Origin of the sequence: Cellulosimicrobium sp. CpK407 (genome assembly GCF_051844275.1) — a bacterium.
Classification (GTDB): Bacteria; Actinomycetota; Actinomycetes; order Actinomycetales; family Cellulomonadaceae; genus Cellulosimicrobium; species Cellulosimicrobium cellulans_G.
Genome location: NZ_JBGNYC010000012.1, coordinates 20,928 through 35,747, shown reverse-complemented (window position 1 = coordinate 35,747; position 14,820 = coordinate 20,928). Strand labels below are relative to the sequence as shown.

Annotated in this window: 16 protein-coding genes; 10 read left to right on the top strand and 6 right to left on the bottom strand. The window is 74.0% G+C overall.

Annotated features, from left to right (window positions below):
* Positions 1-4: 4 nt before the first annotated feature.
* Together ABWU78_RS07650 and ABWU78_RS07645 are read left to right on the top strand one after the other, a co-directional pair.
* A complete protein-coding gene (locus ABWU78_RS07650; protein WP_439158017.1) occupies positions 5-1,291 on the top strand; it encodes an amidohydrolase family protein in 1,287 nt (428 codons plus the stop codon).
* 133 nt (positions 1,292-1,424) lie between these two features.
* The gene (locus tag ABWU78_RS07645) at positions 1,425-1,847 is read left to right on the top strand and encodes a hypothetical protein (RefSeq protein WP_253051930.1); all 423 of its coding nucleotides are present in this window, start codon (positions 1,425-1,427) and stop codon (positions 1,845-1,847) included.
* A 95-nt stretch (positions 1,848-1,942) separates the two neighbouring features.
* Here ABWU78_RS07645 and ABWU78_RS07640 read toward each other — a convergent pair whose 3' ends face one another.
* Entirely contained in the window at positions 1,943-3,586 is a 1,644-nt protein-coding gene (locus tag ABWU78_RS07640; RefSeq protein ID WP_439158016.1) for an APC family permease, read from the bottom strand.
* Positions 3,587-3,614: 28 nt separating this feature from the next.
* Positions 3,615-5,021, bottom strand: a complete 1,407-nt coding sequence (locus tag ABWU78_RS07635) for a glutamate decarboxylase (RefSeq protein ID WP_353707137.1) — start codon at positions 5,019-5,021, stop codon at positions 3,615-3,617.
* 176 nt (positions 5,022-5,197) lie between these two features.
* Here ABWU78_RS07635 and ABWU78_RS07630 point away from each other — a divergent pair, with 176 nt between their 5' ends.
* Both ABWU78_RS07630 and ABWU78_RS07625 read left to right on the top strand, forming a co-directional pair.
* On the top strand, positions 5,198-5,815 hold the full coding sequence (locus tag ABWU78_RS07630) for a TetR/AcrR family transcriptional regulator (protein WP_439158015.1): 618 nt from the start codon (positions 5,198-5,200) through the stop codon (positions 5,813-5,815).
* A gap of 125 nt (positions 5,816-5,940) precedes the next feature.
* Positions 5,941-6,705, top strand: a complete 765-nt coding sequence (locus ABWU78_RS07625) for a glucose 1-dehydrogenase (protein ID WP_439158014.1) — start codon at positions 5,941-5,943, stop codon at positions 6,703-6,705.
* A 32-nt stretch (positions 6,706-6,737) separates the two neighbouring features.
* On the opposite strand, the gene ABWU78_RS07620 is transcribed toward ABWU78_RS07625, so the two are convergent.
* Positions 6,738-7,112 carry a TraR/DksA family transcriptional regulator gene (locus ABWU78_RS07620; protein WP_439158013.1) on the bottom strand — a complete coding sequence of 125 codons (375 nt, stop codon included), beginning with the start codon at positions 7,110-7,112 and terminating at the stop codon, positions 6,738-6,740.
* Between the two features lie 188 nt (positions 7,113-7,300).
* On the opposite strand from ABWU78_RS07620, the gene ABWU78_RS07615 reads away from it, so the two are divergent.
* The 3 genes from ABWU78_RS07615 to ABWU78_RS07605 all read left to right on the top strand — a co-directional run bounded on the left by ABWU78_RS07615 (position 7,301) and on the right by ABWU78_RS07605 (position 9,446).
* A complete protein-coding gene (locus tag ABWU78_RS07615) occupies positions 7,301-8,230 on the top strand; it encodes a quinone oxidoreductase family protein (protein WP_439158012.1) in 930 nt (309 codons plus the stop codon).
* A 135-nt stretch (positions 8,231-8,365) separates the two neighbouring features.
* A complete protein-coding gene (locus ABWU78_RS07610) occupies positions 8,366-8,827 on the top strand; it encodes a hypothetical protein (RefSeq protein ID WP_439158011.1) in 462 nt (153 codons plus the stop codon).
* 136 nt (positions 8,828-8,963) lie between these two features.
* Positions 8,964-9,446: an SRPBCC family protein gene (locus tag ABWU78_RS07605; protein ID WP_253051918.1), complete on the top strand. Its 483-nt coding sequence runs from the start codon at positions 8,964-8,966 to the stop codon at positions 9,444-9,446.
* 13 nt (positions 9,447-9,459) lie between these two features.
* Here the strand turns inward: ABWU78_RS07605 and ABWU78_RS07600 are convergent, their stop codons facing one another.
* Positions 9,460-10,053, bottom strand: coding sequence for a VanZ family protein (locus ABWU78_RS07600; RefSeq protein ID WP_439158010.1), 594 nt, complete (start codon positions 10,051-10,053; stop codon positions 9,460-9,462).
* A gap of 184 nt (positions 10,054-10,237) precedes the next feature.
* Here ABWU78_RS07600 and ABWU78_RS07595 point away from each other — a divergent pair, with 184 nt between their 5' ends.
* The 3 genes from ABWU78_RS07595 to ABWU78_RS07585 all read left to right on the top strand — a co-directional run bounded on the left by ABWU78_RS07595 (position 10,238) and on the right by ABWU78_RS07585 (position 12,717).
* A complete protein-coding gene (locus ABWU78_RS07595; protein WP_439158009.1) occupies positions 10,238-11,587 on the top strand; it encodes a sensor histidine kinase in 1,350 nt (449 codons plus the stop codon).
* The gene (locus ABWU78_RS07590) at positions 11,584-12,249 is read left to right on the top strand and encodes a response regulator (protein ID WP_253051912.1); all 666 of its coding nucleotides are present in this window, start codon (positions 11,584-11,586) and stop codon (positions 12,247-12,249) included. Before ABWU78_RS07595 ends, ABWU78_RS07590 begins: the two co-directional genes overlap by 4 nt.
* 159 nt (positions 12,250-12,408) lie before the next feature.
* Positions 12,409-12,717, top strand: coding sequence for an SHOCT domain-containing protein (locus ABWU78_RS07585; RefSeq protein ID WP_253051910.1), 309 nt, complete (start codon positions 12,409-12,411; stop codon positions 12,715-12,717).
* A 74-nt stretch (positions 12,718-12,791) separates the two neighbouring features.
* Here ABWU78_RS07585 and ABWU78_RS07580 read toward each other — a convergent pair whose 3' ends face one another.
* Positions 12,792-14,264, bottom strand: a complete 1,473-nt coding sequence (locus ABWU78_RS07580; RefSeq protein WP_439158052.1) for a dicarboxylate/amino acid:cation symporter — start codon at positions 14,262-14,264, stop codon at positions 12,792-12,794.
* 278 nt (positions 14,265-14,542) lie between these two features.
* Positions 14,543-14,695, bottom strand: a complete 153-nt coding sequence (locus tag ABWU78_RS07575) for a putative leader peptide (protein ID WP_353707135.1) — start codon at positions 14,693-14,695, stop codon at positions 14,543-14,545.
* Between the last annotated feature and the right edge of the window lie 125 nt (positions 14,696-14,820).

Genomic DNA, 14,820 nt, shown 5'->3' with positions numbered 1-14,820 from the left:
GACCATGACGACCTCATCCACCCCCGCCCCCGGCTCCTCCCGCCCCGTCCCGCGCACCGCGCGCCGCACCGTCGCCGTCGTGCACGGCTACGTCGTGCCCGTCGCCTCGGACCCGATCGAGGACGGGACCGTGCTCATCGAGGACGGCGTCATCACCGCGGTCGGCGCGGACGTCGTCGTGCCCGACGGCGTCCCGACCCTCGACGCGCGGGGCCGCTGGGTGCTGCCCGGCTTCGTCGAGGCGCACGCCCACATGGGCGTCATGGAGGAGGCCGAGGGCTGGGCCGGCAACGACACCAACGAGATGACCGACCCGAACGGCGCCGCCCTGCGCGCGATCGACGCGATCAACGTCGAGGACGAGGGGTTCCGCGACGCGCTGGTCGGCGGCGTGACGAGCGCCGTCGTGAAGCCCGGCTCGGGCAACCCCATCGGCGGGCAGACCGTCGCGATCAAGACGTGGGGCGGCCGCACCGTCGACGAGCAGGTGATCCGCGAGGCGGTCTCCGTGAAGTCGGCGCTCGGCGAGAACCCCAAGCGCGTGTACGGGGACCAGAAGAAGACGCCGTCGACGCGGCTCGGCGTCGCGAAGGTCATCCGCGCGGCGTTCGTCGACGCGCAGAACTACGTCGCGAAGCGCGACGCGGCCGCGGCGAAGGGCGAGCCGTTCGACCGCGACCTCGCGAAGGAGACCCTCGCGCGCGTCCTCGCGGGCGAGCTGTACTGGGACCAGCACACGCACCGCGCCGACGACATCGCGACGGCCCTGCGCCTCGCGGACGAGTTCGGCTACAAGCTCGTGGTGAACCACGGGACCGACGGCGCCGCCGTCGCCGACGTGCTCGCCGAGCGCGACGTGCCGGTGATCTTCGGCCCGCTGTTCACCTCGCGCTCCAAGATCGAGCTGCGCAACCGCGACATCGCGAACCTCGGCGCGCTGGCCCGCGCGGGCGTGCGCGTCGCGATCACGACCGACCATCCCGTCGTGCCGATCAACTTCCTCGTGCACCAGGCGTCGCTCGCGGTCAAGGAGGGCCTCGACCGCGACACCGCGCTGCGCGCCCTTACCGTCAACCCGGCGGCGTTCCTGGGCCTCGACGACCGGGTCGGCGCCCTCGCTCCGGGCCTCGACGGCGACGTCGTCGTGTGGTCGGGCGACCCGCTGGACGTGACGTCGCGCGCCGAGCACGTGCTCATCACGGGCACCGAGGCGTACACGTGGGACCCGACGGCGGCCGACGGCCGCGGCGCAGGCCGCGTCGTCGAGCGCGACGAGCGCTTCCGCGCCTGACCCGAGATCGACCCCTGCGGCCCGAGATCGACCTCCCGAAGGCCGATCTCGGCCGTACGGGTCGATCTCGCGCCGGACGGTCCGGCACGGGCTTCCCGTGGCGCGACCGGGCACGACGGCGGACCATCGAGACATGCGCACCCGACCCGGTCCCCCGTCCCGTCGGCCCGCCCGGGCACCCCTCGCCGGCCTCGTCGTGCTCGCCGGGCTCCTGGCCGCGTGCTCCGGCCCCGGCCCCGGCGAGAAGGACGTGGAGTACGACTCGCTCGACGCGCTCCACGAGGCCGCGACGACCGCGGGGCTGACGTGCCTGTCGTTCACGCCCGAGGACTCCGGTTCGCCCGACGTCGAGCTCGGCGAGTGCGACGACACCACGCTCCTGGCCGTCTTCGCGGACGACGTCGACGAGGGCGAGTTCCTCGGCCTCCTGCCGGTCGAGCCGCCCGTGGAGGGTCAGGCGGCGCTCGCCGGGCCGAACTGGGTGGTCCTCGGCGACACCGGCGACCTCCTGGAGACCCAGGCGGGGATCGGCGGCGACTTCCTCTCCGACCTCTGACCGGCGGCTCGCCGACCGTCAGACGGCGGCGCGGGACGGACCCGCCGCCCCCGACCGGGGCGTCCCCCCGCCCGGACGGTGGGCGGGGGTCTCCGTCACGTGGACTCCGCCTGCTTTCGGGTGGCATGCGCGCCGGGAGTGGCAGGGGTCTCCGATGGGTTGACCAGGACGTCGTCGGCGGTCTCTCGCTCGGCGGCGGTCCGGCGGTCCCACGAGTCGCGCCGCAGGGCGTAGAAGAGGAGCGGCGGTCCGCCGAGCACCACGACCACCCCGGCGACGACGAGCGGGTACGCGGTCGCGGAGAGGCCGCTGAAGCCCGAGGGCCGCACGAACGCGAGGACGAACGCCGCGGCGCACGCGACGAGGCCGACGCCCGCCACGAGCCGCATCGCGGGGGTCCGGTACGTCCGGACCACGTCCGGCTTCGTGCGCCGCAGACGGATCGCCGCCGCGAACATGAGCATGTACATGACCAGGTAGAGCGCCGCCGCCATGTCGACGAGGGCGATGAACGCCGTGTTGCCGTTGGGGACGAGCACGAAGAGCAGCGCGAGCAGCGTCACGATGCCGCCCTGCACGGCGAGGATCCCGACCTGGACGCCCGCCTTGTTGCGTCGCTGCAGCGCGGGCGGGAGGAGCCCGGTCCGTGCGGCCGCGAGGAGGCCGCGCGACGGCCCGGCGATCCAGGTGACGACGGACGCGAACGCGCCGAGCGCGATGAGGAGCGAGATCACCGGGGTGCCCCAGCTCATGCCCCAGTGGTCGAAGAACGCCTTGAAGGCGAGGTTGATGCCGTCGGTCACGCCGAGCGCGGACTTCGGGACGGCTACGGAGATCGCGAGGGTCGGGAGGATGAAGACGCCGAGGATGAGCACGGTCGCGATGGCGATCGACCGCGGGAAGCCGCGCCCGGGGTTGCGCAGGTCGTTCGCGTGCACGGCGTTGACCTCCATCCCGGCGTACGCGAGGACGTTCGAGACGATGAGCACGATCGACGCGATGCCGGTCCACGGCGGCACCACCGCCGACGGCTCGAGCGTCGTCTGGGACCGTTCACCGGTCCCGAGCCAGACCGCGCCGAGGACGATGAGCAGGACGGCGGGCAGGATGGTGCCGAAGATGCCGCTCCAGGAGCCGACCTTCGCGAAGAGGTTGCCGCCGGCGAGGGTGATGAGCGTCGATCCCCAGTACAGGACGAGGATCACGACGGCCGTGTAGAGGCCGTTCCGGGTGAGGTCGGGGTCGCCGACGACGAACGACAGGCTCGCCGCGATGAACGCGATCTGCGTGGGGTACCAGACGACGTTCTGGATCCACTGCAGCCAGATCGCGACGAACCCCGCGCGCTCGCCGAAGGCCTCGCGCACCCAGGTGAAGACGCCGCCCTTCCAGCCGGTCGCGAGCTCGGCCGCGACGAGCGCCGTCGGCACGAGGAAGAGGATGGCGGGGACGACGAAGAGCGTCACCGAGCCGAGCCCGTACGACGCCATCGCGGGGAGCGACCGCAGCGACGCGACCACCACCACCGTGAGCATCGCGAGCTGCACGACCGACATGAACGCGGTCGCCGTGGCGGCGGGCGCCCCGATCGCGGGCCCCGCGTGACCCGGCGGCTTCCGCGCGCCGGGCGTCCCGTACGGGTGCGGGCGGACGTGCGCGGCCGACGGCGCGTGCGTGCCGTCGGCCCGGACGTGCGGTCCCGAGCCCCCGGGCGGATCCTGTGCTGCCCCCTGTGCCATGGTCCGTTCCCTCCTGCTCGCCGGCCCCTCAGTGGTGGAAGCCCGAGCGCTGGCCCTCGGTCGGCATGGGGCTCGTGAGGGCGTCGAGAGTGGCGACCTCCTCGCGCAGGTCCGCGAGGAACGCCGAGGCGAGGTCGTGGCTGAAGCCGTTGCGCACGACGACGCGCTGGACGGTGACGTCGGTGAGGTCGTCCGGCATGGGGTAGGCGGGGACGAGCCAGCCCTTGGTCCGCAGCCGCTCCGAGAGGTGGTACAGGTTCCAGTTCTCGGTGTGACCCGCTCTGAGGCGCCAGGCGAACACGGGGATGTCCGAGCCGTCGTTCCACAGCTCGAACGCGGGCATCTTCGCGATCTCCCCGGAGAGGTAGAGGGCGACGTCGCGCGACGTCCGCTGCACCGCCTCGTACCCGGTGCGTCCCAGGCGCAGGAACAGGTAGTACTGCAGCAGCACCTGCGCACCGGGTCGCGAGAAGTTGAGGGCGAAGGTCGGCATGTCCCCACCGAGGTAGCTCACCCGGAACACGAGGTCCTCGGGCAGGGACTCGGTGTCGCGCCAGACGACCCACCCGAGCCCGGGATACACGAGGCCGTACTTGTGCCCCGACGTGTTGATCGACGCGACCCGGGCGACGCGGAAGTCCCACACGAGCTCGGGCTGGACGAACGGGGCCACCATCGCGCCCGAGGCTCCGTCGACGTGGATCGGCACGTCGAGGCCGGTGGACTCCTGGATCCGGTCGAGAGCCGCCGCGATCTCCGTGACCGGCTCGTACATGCCCGTGTAGGTCACGCCCATGATCGCGACGACCCCGATGGTGTTCTCGTCCACGTACTTCTCGAGGTCGTGGCCGTCGAGGACCTTGTGCTCCTCGGAGATCGGGACGTAGCGCGCCTCGACCTCGAAGTAGTTGCAGAACTTCTCCCAGCAGACCTGGACCGCGCTGGACAGCACGAGGTTGGGCCGGTCCACCGGCTTGCCCGCGGCACGGCGCGCGTGCTGCCAGCGGCGCTTGAGGGCGAGGCCGCCGAGCATGCACGCCTCGGACGAGCCGATCGTCGAGGTGCCGATGGTGTGCTCCGGGTCCGGCGCGTGCCACAGGTCGGCGAGCATGGTCCAGCAGCGCGTCTCCACCGCGGCGGTCTGCGGGTACTCGTCCTTGTCGATCATGTTCTTGTCCGCGGCCTCGAGGTAGAGCCGCGCGGCGCGCTCGTCCATCCACGTCCCGACGAACGTCGCGAGGTTGAGCCGCGCGTTGCCGTCGAGCATGGCCTCGTCGTGCACGATCTGGTACGCGGTCTCCTGGAGCGACTCGTCGTCCGGGAAGCGGAACTTGGGCAGCGTCGTCGCCTCCCCGGGCCTGGCGAAGACCGGGTTGAGCTCGACGACGTCGGGCTCTCCGTGGTGCCTCTCGGCACGGCGCGTGTTGGTGACCATGTCCGTCCGCCCCCTCGGGTGTGGCGGCCGCGGACCTGCGGCCGCTCTCCCGACGGTACGACCGTCGCCTGCGGGTCGCCTCCCGACCGGACGGGCCTAAGCGACACCTGTTGCCTAAGTCGTTTCCTCGGCGTATCGTCGATGACGACGGACGACGCGATCGGAGGTGGTGGACCGTGGACAAGCGCAGCGCGCGGACCGCCGCCCTCCTGCGGGACGCGATCCTCGACCTCGCCGCGGAGCGGGACGTCGCCGACCTCACCGTCTCCGCCGTCGCCGCCCGCGCGGGCATCAACCGCGTGACGTTCTACGACCACGCCCCGAGCCCCGCGGACCTCCTCGTCCGCGTGCTGGCCGCCGAGCTCGACACGATCCGCGACCGGTTCTTCGAGGACGTCCGGGTGGCCGAGACGGCGGACGACGTCCCCGCCCGGTCGCGCGACGTCGTCGACCACTGGAGCCACGCGCTCGTCGAGCACGTCGAGGCGCACCTGCCCGTCTACGAGCGGGCGCTCGAGGGCGGGCTCAGCGCCCCGCTGTTCCGGCTGCTCGCGGGCCACGTCACCGAGACGCTCGTGGAGCACCTCGGCGCCCATCCCGGACTCCTGCCCACGGGCGCCGGCACCGACGCGGAGGTCGCGACGACGGCTCGTGCCTTCGCCACGTACGTCGGCTTCGGCACGGTCGGCGCCCTCGAGGTCTGGCTCGCCACTCCTCCACCCCGCGACCCGGGGTTCTTCCCCCGGGTCGCCCGAGACGCCCTGCCCGCCTGGTGGACCACGCCGTCGACCTGACGAGCCGTCCCCTCCGCCGGTCGACCGTGCCGCCGGCGGGCAGGTGCACACCACACCGCGCGACGACGCCGGACCCGCTCACGAGGCGGGCCGACACCGTCGCGCCCTCAGAAAGGAGCCCCACCATGGGCAGCACTCCCGGAAGGGTCCAGGACAAGGTCGCGATCATCACCGGCGGCACCGGCGGCATGGGCGTCACGCACGCCCGCGCCCTCGTCGCCGAGGGCGCGAAGGTCGTGATCGCCGACCTCGACGACGAGAAGGGCGAGGCGCTCGCCGCCGAGCTCGGCCCGGACGCGCGCTACGTCCACCTCGACGTCACGAGCGAGGACGACTGGGCCGCGGCCGTCGCCGCGACGATCTCGGCGTTCGGTCGCGTGGACGTGCTCGTCAACAACGCGGGCATCGCGAACGGCGGCCCGATCACCGAGTTCGACACCGCGGCGTGGCGCACGATCATCGACGTCAACCTCACGGGCACGTTCCTCGGGATCCGTGCGGTCTCGCCCGTCATGGCGAAGGCCGGCGCGGGGTCGATCATCAACGTCTCGTCCGTCGAGGGCATGCGCGGCAGCGCCGGGCTGCACGGCTACGTCGCGTCGAAGTTCGGCGTCCGCGGGCTCACCAAGTCGGTCGCGCTCGACCTCGGCCCGTACGGCGTCCGCGTCAACTCGGTGCACCCCGGGTTCATCTCGACGCCCATGACGGCCTCGCTCAACCCCGACGACCTGCTCATCCCCCTCGGCAGGCCGGCCGCGCCCGAGGAGGTCTCCCGGCTGATCCTCTTCCTCGCGAGCGACGAGTCGTCCTACTCCACGGGGTCGGAGTTCGTCGTGGACGGCGGCCTCATCGCGGGCGTGCCCTCGAAGAAGGGCCACGGCCAGCTCTGACCGGTCACGCGGGCCGGTTCAGGCGGTCAGGGTCAGCGGGCCGCGCACGCGACGCAGGTCCTCGCCGTCGGGCGCGCCTCCAGGCGCCCGGCGGCGATCTGCTGCCCGCAGGCCTCGCACACGCCGTAGGAGCCCGCGTCGAGCCGGGCCAGGGCGGCGTCGGCCTCCTCCACCCGCGCCGCCGCGTCGCGCGCGAGCGCGTCCACCTGGGCGCGCTCGAACGCGATGGTCGCGCCGTCCGGGTCGTGCTCGTCGTCCGCGTTCGAGTCGCGCGACGCCTCGACGATCCCCGCGACCTCGGCGCGCAGCGCGCGGAGGCGTGCCGCGGCGTCGGCCCGCACGGCGAGCAGGCGCACGCGCGCGGCGTCGCCCCGGGCGGGCGCTCGGCGGTCTCGTGGTGTCGTCATCTCGTCCCCTCAACGTCGCGGAGGGGGTGAAACCGTCCCGGACGGGGAGTCCTGCCCGTGGTGGGCGCATGACAGCGGCGGTCGACGGGTGGAAGAGTGGAACCGCCCGGCTCCCCCCGGGCCCGCCGCGCGGTCTCGCCCCCGCGGCGCGCGACCGACGTCCGACGGCGAGACCACAGGGGGTCTGCATGAGCACGGTCGTCGTCTTCGAGTCCTTCGGCGGGCCGGAGACGTTGCGGGTCGACGACGAGCACGTCGGCGAGCCCGGGCCCGGCCAGGTACGCGTCGCGAACCGCGTCGTCGGGGTCAACCCCGCGGACCTCAAGCGGCTCGCCGGCGCGTTCGGGGGCCGCGTGCCCGGCGTGCTCGGGTTCGAGGCCGCCGGCGTGGTCGACGCCGTGGGGCCCGACGTGCCCGACCTCGCTCCCGGCGACGAGGTCGTCTGGCACGGGACCGGCGCGCAGCGCGAGCTCTCGCTCGTCCGCGCCGACCACGTGCGCCGCAAGCCCGCGTCCGTCCCCCTCGAGCAGGCGGCCGTGCTGCCCGTCGCGGCCGCGACCGCGTTCTCCGCGCTCGTCCAGGCCGACGTCGGCGAGGGCGACGTGGTCCTGGTGCACGGCGCGAGCGGGGGCGTCGGATCGGCGGCGGTGCAGATCGCGACCGCGCTCGGCGCGCGCGTCGTCGGGACGGCGTCGCCCGCGAACCACGACTACCTGCGCGGTCTCGGCGCGACCCCGGTCGCGTACGGGCCCGGTCTCGTCGACGCGGTGCGGGCGCTGCCGGACGGCCTGGACGCGGTGAGCGTCGTCGTCGACCTCGTCGGCACCGCGGACGCGCTCGCCGCGACCGTCGCGCTGCTGGGCGAGGACCTGGCGCCCGCCACCCCGGACGACCCGCCGAGCGCGGTGACGATCGTCGGGTCCGACGCGTCGCGCGCCGCGGGCGTCGTGGACAAGGTCGACGCGAAGGGCGCGCTCGACGAGGTTCTCGCGCTCGCGGAGGACGGGCGGCTCCGGGCGGAGGTCTCGGCACGGTTCCCCCTCGCGGAGGCGGCGGAGGCGCTGCGGCTCGTCGCCGACGGGCACGTCCGCGGCAAGGTCGTCCTCGACGTCCCGTGACCGGGACCTCGGTCCCGGAAGGTTGTGACGCTGGGCACAAGGTTGCCCCGGGAACCGCAGGATTCCGCCGTTCCTGAGCGTGCGGCCCGCGAATCTTCTTGCGCCCCGCGTGCGCGAGAGTGTGAAATCGTTAGCATGCGTAAGTTTCTTGCCGCTACCGCGGCGCTCTCCTGTGCCCTCCTGCTGGCGTCCTGCGCCTCGCCGACCGACCCGGCGAGCGACGACACCGCGACCCCCGAGACCACGACCACGACCGAGGCGGCCCCCGAGGTCACGCCGGCCGTCGTGTCCGTGACCACGACGTGCAACATGTTCTACGGCGGCGAGTACTCCGCCGAGCGCCTCGTCACCGAGACGACGCCGCTGCTCGAGACGCCCGAGGACGAGGCCGCCGCCGCCGCGATCTACACCACGCGCGAGCGCCTCATCGCGGTCCAGAACTTCGCGGACCCCGACCTCCAGGAGAACCTCAACGGGATCAAGGCCCCGTTCGAGGCCGCCGTGCAGGAGGCCACGATCGACACGTCGTCGCTCCAGGAGTCTCTCGACGCCTTCCGCGCGCAGTGCACGGAGGCCGGGTACGCGTTCGCGTCCTGACCCTCGCACACCCCCGCGCCGCGGTCCGGGCGGCCCGTCCCTCACCGGGGCGGGCCGTCCGCGCGTCCGGACCCGGACGCGGCGCGGCCCCCCCGAGCGCGGGGCGTGACGGCGGCGCCCGTGGGAGCATCCGACCATGCCCGTGGTCGAGTCCTCCCTCGTGGTCCCCGTCGACCCCGCGACGGCGTTCGCCGTCTCCCAGACGACCGGTGACGTCCGCCTCCGCTGGGACCCGTTCGTCCGGCGACAGCACTTCCTCGACGGCGCCACGGCGCCCGCGAAGGGCGTGCGCACCTTCACCCGGCACCGCAGCGGGCTGTCCATGGTGAGCGAGTACGTCTCCTACAACCCGCCGACGAACGTCGGGATGCGCATGGTCCGCGGGTCCTGGTTCTTCGAGAACCTCGCGGGCGGGTGGCGGTTCGCGCCCGACCCGTCCGGCGGCACGCGCGCCACCTGGCGCTACTCCTTCCGGTGCCGCCCCCGCTGGCTCGCCCCGCTCGCCGAACGCGTCGGCTCGTGGGTGCTCGGGCGCGACATCGACCGGCGCATCGCCGGGTTCGCGCGCGGCTGCGCCGACCCCGTCGTGCTCGCCGCGGTGCGCGAGCCGACCGGCTAGACGGACGGCGGCGCTACAGCCGGAACCGGACGCCCGTCACCCCGAGCCAGGTGAAGAACCCCGCCGCCAGCGCGACCAGCACGACGACGAGGGCGACGAGGACGCGGCGCCGGGCGTGGTCGCCGAGCACGCGCAGGCCGAGCCAGGCGAGGCCCATGCCCACGAGCCCGCCGGCCGTGTTGGTGAGGACGTCGGTGACGTCGCTGGCCCCGATGCCGGCGACGTACTGGACGACCTCGAAGACGACGGACACCCCGACGACGAGGAGGAGCATCCTGGCGAAGTGCCGCTGCCGGGCCGCCAGGAGGACGAGCACGCCGAGCGGGACGAACACGAGGACGTTGACGGCCAGCTCTCGGCAGCCGAGGCCGCCGCTGGCCGTGCCGCCCATCGGGACCAGGTTGACCGACCGGCGACCGACGAGGTCGCTGAGGTCGCCGGTGTGGATCTTGAGCAGCACGACCCACACGAGCACCAGGACGTAGAGCCCGAGGACGATGCGCTCCGCGGTCCGGGCCGGGCGAGCCGGTGCGGGCCCGCCGCCGTCGGCCGCGCGGTCCTCGTCCTCGACGAGCCCGGGGTCCGCGTGCGGATCGTGCGTTGCCATGGGTCGCAGGCTACCGGCGCTCAGATCGCGAGCAGCAGGATCGCCCTCACCGGCGGGGCTTCGGGTGTGACACCTCGGACAGGACCGCCGGGGGTGCAGGTTCGCCCGCACGGCACCCCGGGACGACGGCGCCCGGCACCCCGGTCGGACGCGGTCCGGCCGGGCGCGGCGTAGCGTGCGACGCATGGGCCCGCTCGATCGTCGCCGCCCCCGGGCGTTCCTCGCCGTGGTGCTCGCGGTGGTCTCGGTCGCCGGGTCGGTGGGTGCGACGCACGGGCAGCCGGGCGCGCGCCCGCTCGACCTCGCCGCCGTCGCCCTCCTCCTCGTCTCCCCGCTCGCTCTTGTGCTCCTCGTGCCGCGTCCGGTCGCCGCGGTCGCGGTGTCGGTCGCGGCCGCGGGGGTCTTCCTCGTCGCCGGGTACGCGTGGGGTCCGGTCCTCGCGGGGCCCGTCGGCGTGCTGGTCGGGGTGCTCCTCAGCGGCCCCGCGGAGCGCGCGCGGCGCGTGGCGTGGGGCGGGGCCGTGCTGCTCGCAGGGGCCGTCGTCGCGGCGGCGGCCCTCCGCCCCGACGCCCCGCCGCGGGCGACGCTCCTCGGCGGGGCGGCGTGGACCGTCGTCGTGCTGCTCGTCGCGGGCTCGATCCGCGACCGGTCGGCCCGGATCGCCGCCGCACGGCAGGCCGAGCAGGTCGCGCGGGTCGAGCGGGAGCGCACGGCCGTCGCGGACGAGCGGCTGCGCATCGCGCGCGAGGTCCACGACGTGCTCGCGCACTCGCTCTCCGCGATCACCGTGCAGGCGGGCGTCGGGCTGCACCTGCTGGACCGCGACCCCGACCGGGCCCGCAGCGCGCTGACGGCGATCCGCACCACCAGCACGGAGGCCCTCGACGAGGTCCGTGCGGTGCTCGGCGTCGTCCGGGGGGAGCCGCGCGCGGAGGCGGCCGCGGCGCACGACCTGGTCGCAGCCGACGCCCCGCTCGCCCCGACGTGGGACCTCGCCGCGCTCCCCCGGCTCGTGCAGCGGGCGGAGGGAGGCGGGCTCGCGGTCGCCCTCGCCGTGGATCCCGCCACCGCCGGGCTGCCCGACCGGCTCGCCGGGGTCGTCTACCGCGTGGTGCAGGAGGCCCTGACCAACGTGCGGCGGCACGCGCACGGCGCGACGCACGTCGACGTCCGCGTCGTCGTCGATGCGAGTGACGGGTCCGGGTCCGACCGGAGCGACACCCGGGCGGACGGGGACGGCACCTCGCGCCGCGTGACGGTGACCGTCACCGACGACGGCGCGGGCGCACCCTCCGACGCCGAGCCGGGCTACGGCCTGCGGGGCATGCGCGAGCGCGTGGAGAGCGTCGGCGGGTCGCTCGCGGCGGGGTCGGTGCCCGGTCCGACACCGGGGCTGGGGTCGGAGCGGGAGGAAGGTACCGCTGGACGCGGCTTCCGGGTGCGGGCAGTCTTTCCCTGGCCGGGCACCACGCCCCGGTCGGGCAGCACCGGGCGGTCCGACGAGGGACCCCCGCGGCACGAGGAGGCACCATGATCGACGTCGTGCTGGCCGACGACCAGGCGCTCGTGCGCGGTGGCTTCCGTGCGCTCATCGACTCCGAGGACGACATGCGCGTCGTCGCCGAGGCCGCGACCGGGGACGACGCCGTCCGGCTCGCGCTGGAGCACCTGCCCGACGTCGTGCTCATGGACATCCGGATGCCCGGCCTCGACGGGCTCGAGGCGACCCGGCGGATCGTCGCCGACCGTGCGGCGTCGCACGTGCACGTCGTGGTGGTCACCACGTTCGAGCTCGACGAGTACGTGACGGACGCGATCCGCGGCGGCGCGAGCGGGTTCCTCGTCAAGGACACCGAGCCCGTCGACCTCGTCCGGGCGGTGCGGGTCGCGGCGCGCGGCGACGCCCTGCTCTCGCCCACGGTGACCCGACGCCTGCTCTCCCGCGTCGCGGACGCGACGCGGACCGTCGGGCCGGTCCCCGGTGTCGAGGAGCTCACGCCGCGCGAGCGCGAGGTGCTCGTCGAGGTCGCGGGCGGGCTCTCGAACGACGAGATCGCGGGCACGCTCTACCTGTCGGAGTCGACCGTGAAGACGCACGTGTCGCGCGTCATGGCCAAGGTGGGGGCGCGCGACCGCGCGCAGCTCGTCGTCGCGGCCTACGAGTCCGGGCTCGTCCGGCCCGGCTGGGTGGGCTGACCGCCGGGCGCGAGGGGCCGCCCGGACCGGCACCGCGGGACGAGCGAGGTCGGCACGCACGGGGGACGACGCGGCGTCGGGCACCGGGAAGCCTGGAGGTGCGGCCGGATCACGGCCGCCCCCGCCGCCCGGCGGGGCGCACCGACACCGGAGGTCGTCATGCTCACCGCACTCACCGGGGCCGTGGTCCCCACGGAGGCCGTCGCGTCCGTGGCGCACGCCGGCTGGGGACCCGGACCGTGGTGGTTCGTCTTCCCGCTGCTGTGGTTCCTGCTGTTCGCGTCCGTGATCTTCCTGGTCGCCCGCCGCGCACGCCGCGGCTGGGGCCCGGGCGGCCCGAACGGCTGGCGCGCCACCGGCCCGGACCCCGTCGCGATCCTCGGCGAGCGCTACGCGCGCGGCGAGATCGACGAGCAGGAGTACCGCTCGCGCCTCGCGGTCCTGCGCGAGGGTCGCCCCCAGCCCTGACGCCGAGAACGACATGGGTGCCGTTATCCCGTGGATAACGGCACCCATGTCGTGTTCGACGGCGCGTGGGCGCGTCAGGCGGAGGCGCCTGCCGGCTCCTTGGTGGCCGACGGCGTGGCCTCCTCGGTCTCGGTCGTCGCCGAGGTCTCGGTGGCGGTCGTCTCGGACGCGTCGTCCTCGTCCACGAAGAGGTCCTCCGCGCTGGCGGACTCGTACTTCTCGAGGTCGAGGATGCCCTCGCGCTTGGCGACGATCGTCGGGACGAGCGCCTGGCCCGCGACGTTGACCGCGGTGCGGCCCATGTCGAGGATCGGGTCGATCGCCAGCAGCAGGCCGACGCCCGCGAGCGGCAGGCCGACGGTCGAGAGCGTGAGGGTCAGCATGACGATCGCGCCGGTGAGGCCCGCGGTCGCGGCGGAGCCGACGACGGAGACGAACGCGATGAGCAGGTAGTCGGTGATCGACAGGTCGATGCCGAAGATCTGCGCGACGAAGATCGCCGAGATGGCCGGGTAGATCGAGGCGCAACCGTCCATCTTGGTGGTCGCGGCCAGCGGCACCGCGAACGACGCGTACTCGCTCGGCACGCCGAGGTTGCGCTCGGTGACGCGCTGCGTCACGGGCAGCGTGCCGATCGAGGAGCGCGAGACGAACGCGAGCTGGATCGCGGGCCATGCGCCCCGGAAGTAGCTCGAGATCTTCAGGCCGTTGGTGCGCAGCAGGATCGGGTAGACGACGAACAGCACGACCGCGAGGCCGACGTAGATCGCGACGGCGAACCACGCGAGCGACGCGAGCGACGTCCAGCCGTAGGCCGCGATGGCGTAGCCGATGAGGCCGGCGGTGCCGATCGGCGCAAGGCGGATGATCCACCACAGCACCTTCTGCACGATCGCGAGCGCGGAGCGGTTGAACGCGAGGAACGGGTCCGCCTTCTTGCCCGACTTGAGCGCGGCGATGCCGATCACCAGCGCGACGACGAGGATCTGCAGGACGTTGAAGTTCACCGAGGTCTCGGCGGCACCCGTGAGCGCGCCGTCGTCCCCCGTCGTCAGGCGGGTCGACGCCCCGATGCCCAGGACGTTGCCCGGGATGAGGCCGGTGAGGAAGTCGAGCCACGTGCCGGTGCGCCCCGCCTCGTAGGCGTCGTCGACGGACACCGAGGCGTTCTGGCCCGGGTTGAACAGCAGGCCCAGGCCGATGCCGACGGCCACGGAGATCGCCGCGGTGATGGCGAACCACAGGAGCGTCTGGCCGGCGAGGCGCGCCGCGTTGGTGACGGTGCGCAAGTTCGCGATCGACGCGACGATCGCGGTGAAGATGAGCGGCGGGACGACGGCCTTGAGCAGCGTGACGAACGAGGAGCCGACGGTGTCGAGCGTCGTGGTCAGGCCGTTGGGAACCTCGCCGGCCGCGTCCTGCGGGCCCATGGCGAGGGCGAGGGCACCGAGGCCGACGCCGACCGCGAGGCCCAGCAGGATCTGGACGCTGAACGAGGGGAACCGGCGCTTCTTCGTCGCGGGTGCGGCGGCCGGGGCCTGGCTCACCTGCTGCGAGCCGGCCTTCGAGGAGGCCGGTGAGGGGGTCGAGGACACAGGGGACCTTTCGGGTGTCGCGGGCGCACGAGCGCCCGCTCTCGGGAGAGGGGCTCGGGACGTCGTCGCGGGGCGCCGGCAGCAGCACGGCCCGGGCAGGGCATCAGGCCGGACGGCGTGAGGTCCTGACGGTGCGGGGCGCGCCACGCACGTCAGCGGCTCGGGTCGCGAGGCGACCCGGGGTCCTGACGGGTGTGCGGAGGCGGAGAGGCGTCAGCGGCGACGGGGGGTCAGCGACACAGCGCGCTGGCGACTCGACGGAGGTCGACGTCGCGGCGCTGGGTGAGCTGCCAGGCAGGCACGCTGACGAACACGAAGGTTCTCCCGGAACGGTGGGTTCTCGCTGGAAAGCGGGCAGACGGACGCCCGCGGCAACCGATCATACCCGCTGGTGCACAACGACCCGACCGGGGACCCTATTCCCCCGCCTCCGCGAGATAGCGATCCCCCGCCGAGAGAGCGACGCCCGGCACCGTTCTTCCAGGGTCCGGGGCCGGGCGTCGCTCTC

Coding starts and splice junctions, on each gene's coding strand:
- ABWU78_RS07650 (WP_439158017.1), top strand. CDS start 5: ATGACGACCTCATCCACCCCCGCCCCCGGCTCCTCCCGCCCCGTCCCG.
- ABWU78_RS07645 (WP_253051930.1), top strand. CDS start 1,425: ATGCGCACCCGACCCGGTCCCCCGTCCCGTCGGCCCGCCCGGGCACCC.
- ABWU78_RS07640 (WP_439158016.1), bottom strand. CDS start 3,586: ATGGCACAGGGGGCAGCACAGGATCCGCCCGGGGGCTCGGGACCGCAC.
- ABWU78_RS07635 (WP_353707137.1), bottom strand. CDS start 5,021: ATGGTCACCAACACGCGCCGTGCCGAGAGGCACCACGGAGAGCCCGAC.
- ABWU78_RS07625 (WP_439158014.1), top strand. CDS start 5,941: ATGGGCAGCACTCCCGGAAGGGTCCAGGACAAGGTCGCGATCATCACC.
- ABWU78_RS07620 (WP_439158013.1), bottom strand. CDS start 7,112: ATGACGACACCACGAGACCGCCGAGCGCCCGCCCGGGGCGACGCCGCG.
- ABWU78_RS07615 (WP_439158012.1), top strand. CDS start 7,301: ATGAGCACGGTCGTCGTCTTCGAGTCCTTCGGCGGGCCGGAGACGTTG.
- ABWU78_RS07610 (WP_439158011.1), top strand. CDS start 8,366: ATGCGTAAGTTTCTTGCCGCTACCGCGGCGCTCTCCTGTGCCCTCCTG.
- ABWU78_RS07605 (WP_253051918.1), top strand. CDS start 8,964: ATGCCCGTGGTCGAGTCCTCCCTCGTGGTCCCCGTCGACCCCGCGACG.
- ABWU78_RS07600 (WP_439158010.1), bottom strand. CDS start 10,053: ATGGCAACGCACGATCCGCACGCGGACCCCGGGCTCGTCGAGGACGAG.
- ABWU78_RS07595 (WP_439158009.1), top strand. CDS start 10,238: ATGGGCCCGCTCGATCGTCGCCGCCCCCGGGCGTTCCTCGCCGTGGTG.
- ABWU78_RS07590 (WP_253051912.1), top strand. CDS start 11,584: ATGATCGACGTCGTGCTGGCCGACGACCAGGCGCTCGTGCGCGGTGGC.
- ABWU78_RS07585 (WP_253051910.1), top strand. CDS start 12,409: ATGCTCACCGCACTCACCGGGGCCGTGGTCCCCACGGAGGCCGTCGCG.
- ABWU78_RS07575 (WP_353707135.1), bottom strand. CDS start 14,695: ATGATCGGTTGCCGCGGGCGTCCGTCTGCCCGCTTTCCAGCGAGAACC.